12 protein-coding genes are annotated in these 15,803 nt (G+C 69.3%); 2 read left to right on the top strand and 10 right to left on the bottom strand.

Translation table 11 applies throughout. The features are described 5' to 3' along the window. Positions 1 to 349: 349 nt before the first annotated feature. A complete protein-coding gene (locus tag ACFRAC_RS08280) occupies positions 350 to 967 on the top strand; it encodes a GNAT family N-acetyltransferase (protein WP_382922374.1) in 618 nt (205 codons plus the stop codon). Positions 968 to 1,085: 118 nt separating this feature from the next. Here ACFRAC_RS08280 and trxA read toward each other — a convergent pair whose 3' ends face one another. From trxA to ACFRAC_RS08245, 7 genes are all read right to left on the bottom strand, one after another. Further along, the gene (gene trxA, locus ACFRAC_RS08275) at positions 1,086 to 1,418 is read right to left on the bottom strand and encodes a thioredoxin (protein WP_361351561.1); all 333 of its coding nucleotides are present in this window, start codon (positions 1,416 to 1,418) and stop codon (positions 1,086 to 1,088) included. A 41-nt stretch (positions 1,419 to 1,459) separates the two neighbouring features. Beyond that, entirely contained in the window at positions 1,460 to 2,428 is a 969-nt protein-coding gene (gene trxB / locus ACFRAC_RS08270) for a thioredoxin-disulfide reductase (protein ID WP_382922371.1), read from the bottom strand. Between the two features lie 169 nt (positions 2,429 to 2,597). Continuing rightward, positions 2,598 to 3,518 carry a hypothetical protein gene (locus tag ACFRAC_RS08265; RefSeq protein WP_382922369.1) on the bottom strand — a complete coding sequence of 307 codons (921 nt, stop codon included), beginning with the start codon at positions 3,516 to 3,518 and terminating at the stop codon, positions 2,598 to 2,600. Further along, a complete protein-coding gene (gene sigM / locus ACFRAC_RS08260; protein WP_382922367.1) occupies positions 3,515 to 4,249 on the bottom strand; it encodes an RNA polymerase sigma factor SigM in 735 nt (244 codons plus the stop codon). The genes ACFRAC_RS08265 and sigM overlap by 4 nt, the downstream gene beginning before the upstream one ends. 25 nt (positions 4,250 to 4,274) lie before the next feature. Next, a complete protein-coding gene (locus ACFRAC_RS08255) occupies positions 4,275 to 5,999 on the bottom strand; it encodes a serine/threonine protein kinase (protein ID WP_382922365.1) in 1,725 nt (574 codons plus the stop codon). A gap of 136 nt (positions 6,000 to 6,135) precedes the next feature. Continuing rightward, positions 6,136 to 8,376, bottom strand: coding sequence for a murein biosynthesis integral membrane protein MurJ (gene murJ / locus ACFRAC_RS08250; protein ID WP_382922363.1), 2,241 nt, complete (start codon positions 8,374 to 8,376; stop codon positions 6,136 to 6,138). 45 nt (positions 8,377 to 8,421) lie between these two features. Beyond that, positions 8,422 to 10,830: a DUF6049 family protein gene (locus tag ACFRAC_RS08245; protein ID WP_382922361.1), complete on the bottom strand. Its 2,409-nt coding sequence runs from the start codon at positions 10,828 to 10,830 to the stop codon at positions 8,422 to 8,424. A 268-nt stretch (positions 10,831 to 11,098) separates the two neighbouring features. Here ACFRAC_RS08245 and ACFRAC_RS08240 point away from each other — a divergent pair, with 268 nt between their 5' ends. After that, a complete protein-coding gene (locus ACFRAC_RS08240; protein ID WP_382922359.1) occupies positions 11,099 to 12,541 on the top strand; it encodes a CCA tRNA nucleotidyltransferase in 1,443 nt (480 codons plus the stop codon). Positions 12,542 to 12,666: 125 nt separating this feature from the next. Here ACFRAC_RS08240 and ACFRAC_RS08235 read toward each other — a convergent pair whose 3' ends face one another. The 3 genes from ACFRAC_RS08235 to ACFRAC_RS08225 form a co-directional block, all read right to left on the bottom strand. Continuing rightward, positions 12,667 to 13,155, bottom strand: a complete 489-nt coding sequence (locus tag ACFRAC_RS08235; protein WP_382922357.1) for a hypothetical protein — start codon at positions 13,153 to 13,155, stop codon at positions 12,667 to 12,669. Between the two features lie 109 nt (positions 13,156 to 13,264). Beyond that, positions 13,265 to 14,542: an MFS transporter gene (locus ACFRAC_RS08230; RefSeq protein WP_382922355.1), complete on the bottom strand. Its 1,278-nt coding sequence runs from the start codon at positions 14,540 to 14,542 to the stop codon at positions 13,265 to 13,267. Positions 14,543 to 14,708: 166 nt separating this feature from the next. Next, positions 14,709 to 15,791: an inositol-3-phosphate synthase gene (locus tag ACFRAC_RS08225; RefSeq protein ID WP_382922353.1), complete on the bottom strand. Its 1,083-nt coding sequence runs from the start codon at positions 15,789 to 15,791 to the stop codon at positions 14,709 to 14,711. Positions 15,792 to 15,803: the final 12 nt, after the last annotated feature.

Genomic DNA, 15,803 nt, shown 5'->3' with positions numbered 1-15,803 from the left:
TCTCCGCGTGTTGTGCCCCCCGGGCCTCCCTTTAGCTGTCGGTTTTTGGGGTTCGGGGGGGTTTTGGGGGGTGGTGGGCGGGTGCCCCCCCCCCACGACCCGCACTTTGCTTTTATGCGGTATCGAGGGAATCGCATCGTGGATACGATGCGTTCGGGTATGGCGCATCCACTGGGCAAGACCTCTAAGGGGAGGCGGGGTCCATGCGAACGGTGAGCCGCACCGGATTGGTGAGCGCGGCCCTGGGCGTGGGGGCGGTCGGCGGCTTCGTCGGCAGCCTGCTCAAGGAGCGGAGCGCCTTGACAGCCGCCCGCGACGCCGCGGGCGAAGGAAGCGAGGAACAGGCTTCATGGGGCGTCGGCTCGTACCGCTCACGCTGGACAACCTTCCGGACATTCCCAAGCGCTGCCGCTCGTGCGTCTTCTGGGAGCTCGACCCGGTCAGCGGTGAGGCAGCGGTAAAGGCGGGTACCGCCGCTCTGGAGAAGGAAGCCTGGATCTCCGCCGTTCTGCTGGACTGGGGCTCCTGTGGCCGCGTTGTCTACGTCGACGAAGTTCCGGTGGGGTACGTGTTGTACGCACCTCCGGCGTATGTCCCGCGCTCGACGGCGTTCCCCACGAGTCCGGTGTCCCCGGACGCGGTGCAGCTGATGACCGCGTTCATCCTGCCCGGCTATCAGGGGCAGGGGCTGGGCCGGGTCATGGTCCAGACGGTCGCGAAGGATCTACTGCGACGGGGCTTCAAGGCGATCGAGGCCTTCGGGGACGCGAGGTGGAAAGAGCCCGCGTGTGTGCTGCCTGCCGATCATCTCTTGGCCGTGGGCTTCAAGACGGTCCGGCCGCATTCCTTGACGCCTCGTCTGCGGCTGGAGTTGAGGACGACGCTGTCGTGGAAGGAGGACGTCGAGATGGCGCTCGACCGGCTCCTCGGGGCCGTACAGAAGGAACCTGCGTTGCGGCCCCTCTAAGTGGCGTTCGTAGCTGGCGTCCGGGGCCGCGAGGCTATTCGGACCCGTAGCGCGGGCCACGTGACACGAAAATGGGCCAACCCTCTCGGGTTGGCCCATTCGTGTTTCACGTGAAACATCACTCAGCGATGAAGTCCTCGAGGTCGCGGACGATCGCGGCCTTCGGCTTCGCGCCGACGATGGTCTTGGCGACCTCGCCGTTGTGGTAGACGTTCAGCGTCGGGATGGACATGACGCCGTACTTGGCGGCCGTACCCGGGTTCTCGTCGATGTTCAGCTTGACGATCTCGATCTTGTCCCCGTGCTCGGCGGCGATCGCCTCGAGGGACGGAGCGATCTGGCGGCACGGACCGCACCAGGCGGCCCAGAAGTCCACCAGGACGGGCTTGTCGCTCTTGAGGACGTCCTGCTCGAAGGAGTCGTCGGTCACGTTCTTCAGGGTGCCGGCCACTGAGGGCTCCTTAACTAGTGATGCGTGGGGCGGGTGGGGGTTCAGACTGCGGTCTTCTCGGGCTCGGGCTTCTCCCCGTCCGCCAGAGCGGCGAGGAAGCGCTCAGCGTCCAGAGCGGCGGAACAGCCGGTGCCGGCGGCGGTGATGGCCTGGCGGTAGGTGTGGTCCACCACGTCACCAGCGGCGAAGACGCCGGTCACGTTGGTGCGCGTGGAGGGGGCTTCCACCTTGAGGTAGCCCTCCTCGTCGAGCTCCAGCTGACCCTTGAACAGCTCCGTGCGCGGGTCGTGGCCGATCGCGATGAACAGGCCGGTGACCGCCAGCTCCGAGAGCTCGCTGGTCTTGACGTTGCGCAGCTTCAGGCTGGAGAGCTTCTGCTCACCCTGGACCTCGGCCACTTCGCTGTCCCAGACGAACTTGATCTTCGGGTCGGCGAAGGCGCGGTCCTGCATGGCCTTGGAGGCGCGCAGCGTGTCACGGCGGTGCACGATCGTCACGGACTTGGCGAAGCGCGAGAGGAAGGTCGCCTCCTCCATGGCGGTGTCACCACCACCGATGACGGCGATGTCCTGGTCCTTGAAGAAGAAGCCGTCACAGGTGGCACACCAGGAGACGCCGCGGCCCGACAGGGCGTCCTCGTTCGGCAGACCGAGCTTGCGGTGCTGCGAGCCGGTGGTGACGATGACGGCCTTCGCGCGGTGGACGGTGCCAGCGGTGTCCGTGACGGTCTTGATCTCACCGGTCAGGTCGACGTTGACGACGTCGTCCGGGACCAGCTCGGCACCGAAGCGCTCCGCCTGGGTGCGCATGTTGTCCATGAGCTCGGGGCCCATGATGCCGTCCGGGAAGCCGGGGAAGTTCTCCACCTCGGTGGTGTTCATGAGCGCACCACCGGCGGTGACGGCGCCCTCAAACACCAGCGGCCTCAGCGACGCGCGCGCAGTGTAGAGCGCCGCCGTGTAGCCGGCAGGCCCGGAGCCGATGATGATCACGTTTCGGACGTCGCTCACAGCTTGATTCCTCGTCTCTGGAATACGTCGTCGAACCGGTGGGAGCTCCCTTCAGAGCTCTCACCCCACCCAACGGATCCTAAGGGGCGCGCATTCCCGCTGTGTCAGGGCACACGGTGATGCCCCCTCTACGGGTTGCCACGCCGGAGGACGACCAATCGCCGGGTGTTCAGGAACGCGCGTAGGACTTCGTCAGAAGGATCTTGGCCGCGCTCGCCGTCGGGTGCTTCACGCAGGTCGCATCCATCAGATAGGCGGTGACCCGGGTGACATCGGTGGCATCCGGCAGGACGACGAGCAGGGCGTCCTTGCCTTGGTAGACGCCTTCCTCGGCAGCGAGCGCGTTCTCGTCGCGGTCGATGCCCTTCTGGACACAGTCCGGGACGTCGACCTCGCGCAGGATCTTCGGGCTCTTGGTGTCGACCCCGCCTTCCACACCCATGCTCCGGTTGGAGCCCCGCGGGGACGGTGCGGCTGGCGCCGTTTTGTCGAGGAGGTCGGCGACCTTGCTCTCCAGCTTCGCTGCGGAGAACGTGTCGGAAGCCGTCTGATCCCCTTCGGCCGTGGGGCTGGACCCGCCGCCGTTCACCGCGAAAACCAGAAGCACCGAGCCGAGACCCAGTCCGACGGCCGTGAAAGCGGCCCCCAGGGCCACCCTGCGGTTCCCTGCCCTCTTCCGGCCCTTGCGGCCGGGGCCCGTGGTCGACGGGCGCGCGCGTCCCGCGGACCGGTCGGCTGCGGGCGATGTTTCACGTGAAACATAGGAGCCGGCGGAAGCGGGCTCGTCATCGCTGTCCTCGCTCAGAGCCGCCGTGGAGGAATCACCTGGCGCCGCGGAACGAGCCAGAGACTCTGCCGCCAAGGCGGCATCGATACGTGCGGCGACATCGTCGGGCATCCCCGAGGGGACCGGCACCGAGCCGAGCAGTCCCCGGATCTCCTCCAGCGAGTCATGGACGTCCGCACACAGCTCGCAGTCCTCCAGGTGCCGCTCTATGTCGGCGGCCCGGGAGGGAGAGAGCAGGCCCTCGGTGAGGTCGGAGATCTCGGTGACGTCCGGGTGCCCGGCCTTGCCCGTCGTGGATGTCACGCTCGCCCACCTCCGCCCTTCACTGCGGCTGAATCACTCGGACCGTTGTCGCGTGGCTCCGTGTCCTGATCCGTGGTGGCACGTGGACCCGCTGCCGATGGGACGGATGTCCCCTGCGCCCGGTTCCGCCTCTCGCCGGAGTCCTTGCCCGCGCGCTCGGGCCGTAGATGGGTGAGCAGAGGCAGCAGCCGGGCTCTGCCCCGCGCGCAGCGGCTCTTCACGGTGCCGGTGGGGACGTCCAGGACCTGGGCCGCCTCCGCGACCGGGTAGCCCTGCATGTCCACCAGGACGAGAGCCGCCTGCTGGTCGGGTGGCAGTGTGCCGAGCGCCTCCAGCAGCTGGCGGTGCAGATCGTTGCGCTCGGCGGGCGCCGAGGCCGACTCGTGCGGCTCCAGGAGCTGCTCGAGCCGTTCGGTGTCGTCGATCGGCGAGGTCTTCCGGGAGGCGGCCTTGCGGGCGCGGTCCAGGCAGGCGTTCACCGTGATCCGGTGCAGCCATGTGGTGACGGCCGACTGGGCGCGGAAGGTATGGGCGGCCCGGTAGGCGGAGACGAGGGCGTCCTGGACGGCGTCGGCGGCCTCCTCGCGGTCCCCGAGCGTGCGCAGTGCCACCGCCCAGAGACGGTCGCGGTGGCGTCGCACGATCTCGCCGAAGGCGTCGGGGTCGCCGGCCACGTGCAGGGCGAGGAGGTCCTGATCGCTCGCGTCGCCGTGAGCGGTGCGATCTGTCACGCGGACCCCCTCCCCTGGGACGCAGTCAGCCGGCGAACTTCACTTCGGTGATGGCCTGCTTGTATCCAGGCTGACTGTAGTTGGTGGAGTCGGCGCCGGAGTACGGCATCGCGGTCAGCCACACCAGCACGTAGCGGGTCTTCACCGGCTTGTCGACGCTCACCTTGGCGGAGGTGCCGCTCGTCGTCGCCCGGCCCAGCTCCTTCATCGAGCTCAGCGGCGTGGACGAGTCGAGTGTGTCGGTGGCGAAGAACTGGACGGTGGTGTGATCGCCGCCGTACCGGAGGGACAGCGTGGCGGCCGACACCTCCTGCGCGGAGCCGAGATCGTAGACGATGCCGACGCCGGGCTTGATCACTATCTTCGGACCGTCCTTGTAGCTGTTGGTCCGCCATCCCGTCGACGCGTTGTTGTCGTATGTCAGGTCGACGTCGTTGGGATGTTGGGCGTCGCCCTCGGCCACGTACTCCTGGGAGCCCGTGATCTTGAGTGGTTTGGACGGCTTGTTCTTGCCGCTGTTCTTCTCGCCGCCGTCGTTCGTCTGTGTCTGGTTGGGGTCGTCGGACTGCTTGCCCCGGTCCATGAGGGCGTCGGCGAGCTGCCAGCTGCCCAGGCCCAGGGCAGCGATCAGGAGGGCCGAGACGGCCCACTTCAGGGCCTTGCCGGTGCGGCTCTGCAGCGCTGGCGGCGGGGTGGGCATCTGCTGCGTGGCACCCGGACGGGGCGCCGGACGGCCGTAGGTGCCCTGCTGGTAGGTGGTGCGCTGGTAGTCCGGCGGGGCGGTGAACGCGGGCTCCGGCGGGCGGATGCGGGGCATCTCGCCGATGGCCTTCACCAGCTCCTCCGGAGTGGTGCAGGCGGCCTCGTGGCGGGAGGCGGTCGCGCCGTCGTTGGCGAGCGCGCGCATGGCGAGCTCGGACAGCCCGCGGTGGACGCCGGCCCGCACCTGGTCCGGGGCGATCAGCCCGACGTCCTTCGGGAGCCCGGACAGGCCGTAGGCGTCGCTCTCGTAGGGCCAGCGCTGGGTGAGCGAGGCGTACAGCAGGGCGCCGATGGCCTCGGTGTCCGCGCGCTGCGGGGTGTCGGAGCTGATGCCCCGCAGGGCGGCGTTCACCGCGAGGCCGCGGATGCGCCACTGCCCGGTGGACGTACGCAGCACGGCGTTCGGGTTGAGGCGCAGGTGGGCCAGGCCCTCACGGTGCGCGGCGGCCATGGCGGCGGACACCTGCGTGACCATCTGGTAGGCGTCGTACACCTCCAGCGGGCCCGCGGCGAGGAGGGTCGTCAGCTCGGTGGCGTCGGGGAGCCATTCGTGGACGACGTAGACGACGTCGTCCTCCTCGACGGCGTCGAGGACCTGGACGAAGCGGGGGTCGCCGAGCAGCGCGGAGGAGCGGGCCGCGGCCAGCACGGCACGGGCCCGCGCATGGTCCGCGGGCAGGATGTGGACGCCGACGGCGCGACGCAGTTTCTCGTCGACGGCACGCCAGCTGCTGAAACCGTCCAGACGGGTGACGCACTCCTCCAGGCGGTACCGTCTGGCGAGCTTGTGACCGCTGTGCAGCTCGGGTGCCGAGGCATTCCCGGGGCCCTCCGGCCCGCCACTCCCCTGTGCCTCGTCGATGTCCGTGCCCCGCTCCCGATTCGTGGCCACCCCGTCGGCCGTGGACGACTCGTCCGCCTGAGCGGTCAGCGGCTCGTCACCGCTGTTGTCTGCCACGTCGACGGCAGCCGTGCTCCGTTCTGCCACCGTCGTTCCTGCCTCCCCATTCAATGCGCGCCGCCACACCTCGTGCGCGCCGTCCGACGCCGAACCAATTGTGCCCACAGTCCGCCGCTATGCACGACACACGATGACGGACGATGGTTGTGCGCCTACCCCCACCTCAGCGACCCAGGCGCCCGCGGACCATGCCCACGAGCGAGTTCAGTTCCTCGATGCGCATCCGGCGGGCGGCCACGAAGAAGACGCCGAGCAGTACGGCCCCACCGGCCAGGAGGGCGACGAACGAGCCGGCGACGCCCTGGCCGAGGACCCGACTGATGCCGTAGCAGGCCGCCCCGCTGACCAGCGCGGCCGGGACCGACGCGATGCAGAGCCGCGCGTAGGTCCGCGTCACGCGGGCGCCGTCCAGATCACCGCCCAGCTTCACCCGCAGCCGTCGCCAGGCCACCCCGACGCCGATCGCGTACGCCAGGCCGTAGGAGGCCGCCATGCCCACCACGGCCCAGCGGGCGGGCAGGACGAGGTAGCACAGCCCGGAGGCCGCGGCGTTGCCGGCCGCCACGATGACCGTGTTGTAGAAGGGGGTGCGGGTGTCCTCGTACGCGTAGAAGGCGCGCAGGACGACGTACTGCACGGAATAGGGGATCAGGCCGAGGCCGAAGGCCATCAGCATGTAGCCCATGTTGGTGGCCTGGCTGGTGCCGGACGAGCCGAACATCAGGGTGCACATCGGGATGCCGAGCGCCACGAATCCGAAGGCGAGCGGCACGATCGCCACCGCGGTGGTGCGCAAGCCCTGCGAGATGTCGTCGCGAACGGCGCCGGCGTCGTTCTCGGCGGCCGAGCGGGAGATACGGGGCAGCAGGGCGGCCATCAGGGAGACGGTGATGATGGCCTGCGGCAGACCCCAGATCAGCTGGGCGTTGGCGTAGGCGGCGAAGCCGGTGCCCTCATCGTCCGACGCGATACCGGCCGCGGTGGACAACTGGGTGACGACGAGGGCGCCGGCCTGGTTGGCCAGGACGAACAGGATCGTCCACTTGGCGAGCATGGCGGCCTTGCCGAGGCCGTGACCCCGCCAGTCGAAACGCAGCCGCAGCCGGAACCCGGTCTCCCGCAGGTACGGGATCATGGCGAGGGACTGGACCACCAGGCCGAGCAGGATGCCGATGCCGAGGAGCCGCTGCCCCTCCGGCGGGATGCTCGTGACCGACATCCCGGAGCGCTCTGAGGTGCCGTACACCCAGATGAACATGCCGAGCGTCACGATGATGACGATGTTGTTCAGGACCGGGGTCCACATCATGGCGCCGAAGCGGCCGCGGGCGTTGAGGATCTGGCCCATCACGACGTGGACGCCCATGAAGAAGATCGAGGGCAGGAAGTAGCGCGTGAAGGTGACCGCCACCCCGTTGGCGGCGTGGTCGCTGGCGACCTTGGTCGACAGGGCGCTGACCAGGAGCGGCGCCGCGAACATCGCCAGTGCCGTGAGGGCGGCGAGCGCGACCATGACGAGCGTCAGCAGACGGTTCGCGTAGGCCTCGCCCCCGTCCTCGTCGTCCTTCATGGCGCGCACGAGCTGCGGCACGAAGACGGAGTTGAGGCCACCGCCGACGGTCAGGATGTAGATCATCGTCGGCAGCTGGTAGGCGACCTGGAAGGAGTCGCCGAGCAGACCGAGGCCGAGAGCCGAGACGATCAGCATCGACCGGACGAACCCGGTGAGGCGGGACACCATCGTGCCGGCCGCCATGACGGCGCTGGACTTCAGCAGACCGCCGACCCGACCGCCCTTCTTCGCGACGGGCGCCGGGGCCGGGGCGGGCGCCGGCTCGTCGCTCTCGGGGACCGCGACCGATGCGGCTGCCTGCTGCGGGCCCGGAGCGGGCGCGGGGGACGGACCGGGGACCGTCGTCTGCTGGTACTGCTGCTGGCCGCCGCCCTGCTGCTGGTCCCGGAAGAGGTGCGCGAACGCGTCGTGCTCCGGGCGCTCCTCCGACGAGTGCGAGACGAGGTCGTCGACGCCCACGTACTGGGTCGTCCGGGGGTCGTCCCCGTACGGCAGGTACCGGGTCGGGCCCTCCGGCTCGGGCGCCGGTGTCTGCGCCCACACGCTCGGGTCGGGGGCGTACGGCGACTGCGGCGGCTGGGAGTAGAGCGGCTGCTGGGGCTGGTAGGTGCCCGGCGGGGGTGGCGGGTGCGCGGCACGGTCGTACAACGCCTCGGCGACCGGGTCCTGGGCGGTGATGTCCTGCCCCTGGTAGGGGTCCTGGTCGTAGGCGTCCTGGAGGTACATGTCCGCCGGGTGCTGCGGCGGTACCTGGCCCTCGGGCGGCGGGCCCTCGGGGTGCCCCGAGCTGCCCGCGGCCTGGCCGCGGTCACCGTCGTACGGCGCGTTCATGGCTACCCCACCTCATCGTCCCGGGCCCACCGGCCACGACTTCGCTCAACGGTCCACTCTCTCACCCGCGCCGGACGGGTCGGCGTTTTCCGCTGCGGTGTCCGGGGTCGGGTCACTCGGCTGCTCGGAGGCGCTTCCCCGGGCTCCGGCGCCCGACTCCTCGTCGGCGAGTTCCTCGTCCGTGAGACGTCCCGCAGCGCTTTCCGGGTTCTCCGGATCGTCCTCGGACTCGTTCGTCTGCTCGGCCCCGTCCTCCGCGGCCGCCCGCGCCGCCGCGCGCTTGCGCTGCGTGTACATACGGAATCCGGCGAGGACGAGCAGCAGGAAGCCGCCGCCGATGACCAGCATCACCGTGGCCGTGAACTCGGTGACCTTCACGTCGAACTTGACGGGGTCGCCGTACTTCCGGCCGTCCTCGGTGTACAGCTGGGCGATCACGGTCGCCTTGCCGTTGGCCTGGGCGGACGCCGTGAACTTCACCGTCTGGCTGTGGCCGCCGGAGACCGCGACCTGCTGCTCGGTGTACGACTGGTCGTCGATCTCGAGGCGCCTCGGGGCGGTCGACGTGAGCCGCAGGACCAGGTGGTCGACCCCCTGCACCAAGTTGTTCGTCACCGTCACCGGGATCGTGGCGCTGCGGCCGGACAGCTTGGTCTCCGACTTGTCGATCAGCGTGACCTGGCCGGCGAGGGAGTCGACATACGCCTCCACACCGTTGCGGAAGTCCGCCGCCGTGCTCTCACGGCCGCGCCACGACGTCGACATCGTCCGGTTCATGGCCCGCCCGAAGGGGGTCACGACCCGTGACTGGTTGGTGAGGATGACCTTGAACCGGTCGAGCTTGTCCTGGGTGGTGGCGATCTGCGCGAAGGCGCCCCGGGGCAGCTCCTGCTTGCGCAGGGCGGAGGGGTACCGGGAGGCCGGCGGGACGCGTGTGGTGGCGGCCGGGTCGGGCTTGGCCGAGGCGGCTGCCGTGAGGTCCTGCGCCTGCGACCAGGAGCCGCCCTGCATGGCCCGCACGGCCTCGGCCACGGTCTGGGCCTGGCTCGCGGTCGGCATGCGCTGCGGAGCGACGACGATGTTGCGCTGCTTGCTCGTCTGGAGGTTCAGGGTCAGGCTCTGCGCGAGGAACCGCTGCACGGCGAGCGTCGAGGTCGACGCCCGGCTCAGATTGCCCTGGAACAGCGTCGAGAGGCGGGCGTCGGCGACGACGGCGCTGGTGCCGCCGCCGATCGGGCGGGCGGCGGAGGGGGTGTACGGGAGGCTGCTGTCCTCCGCCAGGCTGTCGCTGCGGGCGATCACCTTGTCCGCGCCGGCGGAGGTGGCGACCTTGACGATCGACGGGTCCACGGCGCCCTCGACCGGCCAGGCGAAGTCGGTGGCCGGTTCCACGTGGAGGATCGACTCGACGGTTTCCCCGGCCACGTCGGTCGCCTCCTTGAAGTGGTTCAGGGAGCCGGTGACGTTCGTGCCGTTGTGCGCCAGGGAGGCCAGGTCGGGGTCGCCGAAGGGCAGTGCCACGACCTCGTTGTCGTGTACCGCCTCCTGCAGGTCGGAGAGCCACTGCTTGGCGACACCCTGGTGAGTGCCCGGCGTCGTCGTCTCGCCCTCGCCCTGGATGCTGTAGCGATCCGTCATCGCGTCCACGGAGGCGAGCAGGTCGGGGTCGATCACCCAGGTGACGTCGAGTTCCTTACCCAACGCCACCATCTGCTGGAGGCGGCCGCCGGGGGCGATCTCCTTGGCGAGGTCGTCGTCACGGAAGACGGGCGTCTGTGACTCGTCCGAGCCGGTCTCGGCCGTCATGTGCGAGGTCGAGATCAGTGGCCACAGGACAGTCGTCCGCGTCTTGGTCTCCGCCTCGCCGGGCTGCCACGGCAGGAAGGTGCGCTGGATGCCGAGTACCTGCGACCAGGGCCGGTCCGCCGTCTCCCCGGACAGGGAGACGGAGAACTGGTACACGCCCGCATCGTCGAGGCTCAGCTTGTCGACCGGCACCGCGATGCTGAAGCGCTGCGAGATGCCCGGTGCCAGCTTGGCGAACTCCTTGACGTACTTCCCGCCCACCGGGGCGCCGTCGAGGGCGGGCCGGAAGGTGGTGCGGCGGGAGATCGTGTCGATGGCCGAGCGGGTGTTCACCGCCCGGCCCAGGATCAGATCCACCTGAGCGTCGGTGACCGTCCGCTTCCCCTTGTTGGTCACCGTGCCGGTGACCGTGACGGTGTCGCCCTCCCCCGGGACGCTGGGGGTGAGGGAATCCACAGCCACGTCGACCGAGCCGGGGCCCGATACGGCGCTCAGGGAGTCCTGTACGGCCGCCTGCGCGGACGGGGAGGCGGACAGCTGGAGCAGACCGGCCAGCAGAGGCGCGCCGGCGAGCAGTGCCCCGGTGCGCCGCAGCCACCGGCGGGCAGGTGAGGGACTGGTCCCCTGGAAGTCTGCCGCCTCGGCCACGCGCTCGTCCGTCCCTAGTCGTCGTGAGTGGTCGTCGGAATGTGCGTCCAGGCATGGTAACGATGCGCGCTGAGGGGAAGTGCCGCGGTCTCCCTCAGCAAGATCGATTCCTGCGACCATCCTGTCCTTTATATGCCTGTATAAGGGGGAGGGCTTCCGTACGGGGCAAGAGCAGACCTTGCGCCTGTATCGATGGAGGTGTCCGCCCCGCAGAGGGCGCACCACATAGGGAGCGGGCGGTCGCCCGGGCCACGTACCCTCTTCTGTTGTGCCGAACGCCAACGAAGACAAGCCCAGCGCCCTGAGCGAGGCGCAGCACCGTGCGGTCAGTGAACTGCTGCGGGTCGCGCCCGTCGCCGACGATCTCGCCCGCCGTTTCCAGGAGGCCGGGTTCTCCCTCGCCCTGGTCGGCGGATCGGTACGGGACGCACTGCTCGGCCGGCTCGGCAACGACCTCGACTTCACGACCGACGCCCGTCCCGAGGACGTGTTGAAGATCGTGCGCCCGTGGGCGGACGCGGTGTGGGAGGTCGGGATCGCGTTCGGCACGGTCGGGGCGCAGAAGGACGGCTACCAGATCGAGGTGACGACGTACCGCTCGGAGGCGTACGACCGGACCTCGCGCAAGCCCGAGGTGTCGTACGGCGACTCCATCGAGCAGGACCTCGTCCGACGTGACTTCACCGTGAACGCGATGGCCGTCGCCCTCCCCGAGAAGGAGTTCGTCGACCCGCACGGAGGGCTCGAGGATCTCGCCGAGCGGGTCCTGCGGACGCCCGGTACACCTGAGGAGTCGTTCTCGGACGATCCGCTGCGCATGATGCGCGCTGCGCGTTTCGCGGCCCAGCTGGACTTCGAGGTGGCGCCCGAGGTCGTCACGGCCATGACGGACATGGCCGGGCGCATCGAGATCGTCTCCGCGGAGCGGGTGAGGGACGAGCTGAACAAGCTGATCCTCTCCGACCACCCCCGCAAGGGCCTGACGCTGCTGGTCGACACCGGGCTCGCCGACCACGTCCTGCCCGAGCTCCCGGCCCTTCGGCTGGAGAGCGACGAGCATCACCGACACAAGGACGTCTACGAGCACACGCTGATCGTGCTGGAGCAGGCGATGGCCCTCGAGGAGAACGGTCCCGACCTGACGCTGCGGCTGTCGGCGCTGCTGCACGACATCGGCAAGCCGCGGACGCGCCGCTTCGAGAAGGACGGTCGTGTCTCGTTCCACCACCACGAGGTGGTCGGCGCGAAGATGACCAAGAAGCGTATGACGGCGCTGAAGTACTCCAACGAGCTCGTGAAGGACGTCTCGCGTCTCGTCGAGCTCCACCTGCGCTTCCACGGCTACGGCACCGGGGAGTGGACGGATTCGGCGGTGCGCCGTTATGTCCGTGACGCCGGCCCGCTCCTCGAGCGCCTGCACAAGCTGACCCGCTCGGACTGCACGACGCGCAACAAGCGCAAGGCGGTAGCACTCTCCCGCGCCTACGACGGCCTGGAGGGGCGCATCGCCCAGCTCCAGGAGCAGGAGGAGCTCGACGCCATCCGCCCGGACCTCGACGGTAACCAGATCATGGAGATCCTCGGCGTCGGACCGGGCCCGGTGATCGGCAAGGCGTACCAGCACCTGCTGGAGCTCCGGCTGGAGCATGGACCGATGGAGCATGACGCGGCGGTGGCGGCACTCAAGGAGTGGTGGGCCACACAGGACTGAGGGCTGCGGGGAGGCTGTGTTTCACGTGAAACACAGCTGCGGACGCACCGAGGGGCGATGTTTCACGTGAAACATCGCCCCTCGGTGTGGAAGTCCAGAGCACGAACTCGGAGCACAAACTCAGATCAGACGTCCTTCAGGCACAGCAGGAAGTTGTCGCCGTCGCCGGTCTGGGCGTAGAAGCTCGTCGCATCGCTGACCTTGCGGCACTCCGTCTCGGCGGTGAACGAGGTGTAGGTGCCGTCGATCTTCTTCAGGACCTTGGCCTCGGCCTCCGAGGACGTGCAGTCGACGACCTCCATCTCGTCACTTGAGGAGGAGGCGGACTTCAGGCAGTCGCCCACGTTCGCCTGGTTCGCGTCGTCCAGGCTCGTTATGTAGCCGACGACGATGGCCGTGACGATGCCGACGCCCACCAGGATGTTCTTGACCGTCTTGAAGCTGACCTTGCGACGGGGCTGCTCCGGCGGGATGGGGGCGAAGGGTGCGGCGCCCTGCGGGGGGACACCCGGTGCGCTCGGCTGCTGAGGGTACGGAGCCTGGCCCTGCGGAGCCTGGGCGTACGGGTTCTGGCCCTGGGCGAATGGATTGCCCTGGGGCGGCGGAGTCGACACTTGGGGGTCCCCCTAGAACATGGGTGCTGATCGCGAGCTATGCGCGATGTAAGACGCACGTAAGTTATCGGTCCGCACTGACAATTCCCCACCCGGGAGTGGCTCTGTGTCATTGCCGTGACACGGGCCGCCTCTCAAACCGGGCTATAGCAACCGCAACCGCCGTGTAGATAACGGCGACCGTGACAATGAGCGCAGCCGAGCGGCCGTCCGGAGGCAGTATCAGGGCCGCCACGGCCGCGGCTCCGACGAAGGCGACGTTGAACAGCACGTCGTAGACGGAGAAGGTCCGGCCCCGGAAGCCGTCGTCGACCGAGGACTGCACCACGGTGTCCGTGGCGATCTTCGCTCCCTGCGTCGTCACGCCCAGGACGAAGGCCGCCACCAGCATGGGAACGGTGGCGAAGGGCAGACCGAGTGCGGGCACCAGGACGGCGGCGATGCCCGCGCAGACGGCGATCCAGCGCCCCGGCCCGAGACGTCCCGCGGCAGCCGGCGTCACCACGGCCGCGGTGAAGAAGCCGGCGCCGGACAGGCCCAACGCCACACCGAGCAGGGCGAGTCCGTCCTCCGTGTCCGAGGTGAAGGCGTACCGGCACAGCATCAGCAGCATGACCAGCAGGGCGCCGTAGCAGAAGCGCATCAGCGTCATCGCCAGCAACGCCCAGGCGGCCTCCCGGCGCGGCGGGGCGGCGAGATGGCGTACGGCCGCCGCCAGGTCCCGCGCGGTGCCGGACAGCGCCGCCCCGAGGCGGAGCCGCACCAATGCGGGTTCGGGACCCAGCAGTTGCGGCGCCATCCGCAAGGAGGCCAGACCCGCGCACAGATACAGGGCGGCCCCGAAGAGCACCACGGCGGCGTCCGAGTCCCACACCACCAGCCGGACGACGAAGGCGAGACCGGCGCCCGTGGTCGCGGCGAGCGTCCCGGCGGTCGGGGAAAGGGAGTTGGCGATGACGAGCCGCTCGCCGTCCACCACCCGGGGCAGCGCGGCGGACAGCCCGGACAGCACGAAGCGGTTGACCGCGGTGACGCACAGGGCGGAGACGTAGAAGAGCCAGTCGGGCACGTCGGCGACGATGAGCACGGCCGTGGCCGCCGCCAGCACGGTGCGCAGCACACTGCCGTAGAGCAGGACCTGGCGGCGGCGCCAACGGTCGAGCAGGACACCGGAGAAGGGGCCCACCAGGGAGTACGGCAGCAGCAGCACCGCCATCGCGGCGGCGATCGCGCCGGCGGAGCTCTGCTTCTCCGGCGAGAAGACGACGTACGTGGCGAGGGCGGTCTGGTAGACGCCGTCGGCGCCCTGCGAGAACAGGCGTACGGCGAGCAGGCGCCGGAAGTCCCGGAAGTGCCACAGGACCCGCAGGTCACGGACGACGGACATGGGGCACAGCCTCACATACGGCGAGGGCCCCCGGGACGACCCAGGGACCCTCGGCAGCTCTGGCAGGAGCGTTCTGGTGCGGCACCGCGCGCTCGGGGCGCGGTGCCGCGATGTCTCACCGGCGCACGGACTGCTGTCCGGGCCGGAGGACGGGGTGCCGTCGTACTTAGCGCTCGACCTCGCCCTTGATGAACTTCTCGACGTTCTCCCGGGCCTGGTCGTCGAAGTACTGGACCGGCGGGGACTTCATGAAGTAGCTCGACGCCGACAGGATCGGGCCGCCGATGCCGCGGTCCTTGGCGATCTTCGCGGCGCGCACGGCGTCGATGATGACACCGGCGGAGTTCGGGGAGTCCCAGACCTCGAGCTTGTACTCCAGGTTCAGCGGGACGTCACCGAAGGCACGGCCCTCGAGGCGGACGTAGGCCCACTTGCGGTCGTCGAGCCAGGCCACGTAGTCGGACGGGCCGATGTGGACGTTCTTCTCGCCGAGCTCGCGGTCGGGGATCTGCGAGGTGACGGCCTGGGTCTTCGAGATCTTCTTCGACTCGAGGCGGTCACGCTCGAGCATGTTCTTGAAGTCCATGTTGCCGCCGACGTTCAGCTGCATCGTGCGGTCCAGGACGACACCGCGGTCCTCGAACAGCTTCGCCATGACGCGGTGCGTGATGGTGGCGCCGACCTGGGACTTGATGTCGTCACCGACGATCGGGACGCCCGCCTCGGTGAACTTGTCCGCCCACTCCTTGGTGCCGGCGATGAAGACCGGGAGGGCGTTGACGAAGGCGACCTTGGCGTCGATGGCGCACTGGGCGTAGAACTTCGCCGCGTCCTCGGAACCCACGGGCAGGTAGCAGACCAGGACGTCGACCTGCTTGTCCTTGAGGATCTGGACGATGTCGACCGGGGCCTCGGCGGACTCCTCGATGGTCTCGCGGTAGTACTTGCCCAGGCCGTCGAGGGTGTGGCCGCGCTGGACGGTCACACCGGAGCGCGGCACGTCGCAGATCTTGATCGTGTTGTTCTCGCTGGCACCGATGGCGTCCGCGAGGTCGAGTCCGACCTTCTTCGCGTCGACGTCGAACGCGGCGACGAACTCGATGTCGCTCACGTGGTAGTCGCCGAACTGCACGTGCATCAGGCCGGGGACCTTGGACGCCGGGTCGGCGTCCTTGTAGTACTCGACTCCCTGAACCAGCGACGCGGCGCAGTTGCCCACGCCGACGACGGCTACGCGAACCGAACCCATTCCGGTTGCTCC

It is taken from the genome of Streptomyces sp. NPDC056628 (assembly GCF_042792555.1).
Classification (GTDB): domain Bacteria; phylum Actinomycetota; class Actinomycetes; order Streptomycetales; family Streptomycetaceae; genus Streptomyces.
This window is presented reverse-complemented; position numbering and strand designations above follow the sequence as displayed.

Bases quoted from the DNA above. Each gene is read 5' to 3' on its own strand.
- ACFRAC_RS08280 (WP_382922374.1), top strand. From the start codon at position 350: ATGGGGCGTCGGCTCGTACCGCTCACGCTGGACAACCTTCCGGACATT.
- murJ (WP_382922363.1), bottom strand. From the start codon at position 8,376: ATGAACGCGCCGTACGACGGTGACCGCGGCCAGGCCGCGGGCAGCTCG.
- ACFRAC_RS08230 (WP_382922355.1), bottom strand. From the start codon at position 14,542: ATGTCCGTCGTCCGTGACCTGCGGGTCCTGTGGCACTTCCGGGACTTC.
- ACFRAC_RS08225 (WP_382922353.1), bottom strand. From the start codon at position 15,791: ATGGGTTCGGTTCGCGTAGCCGTCGTCGGCGTGGGCAACTGCGCCGCG.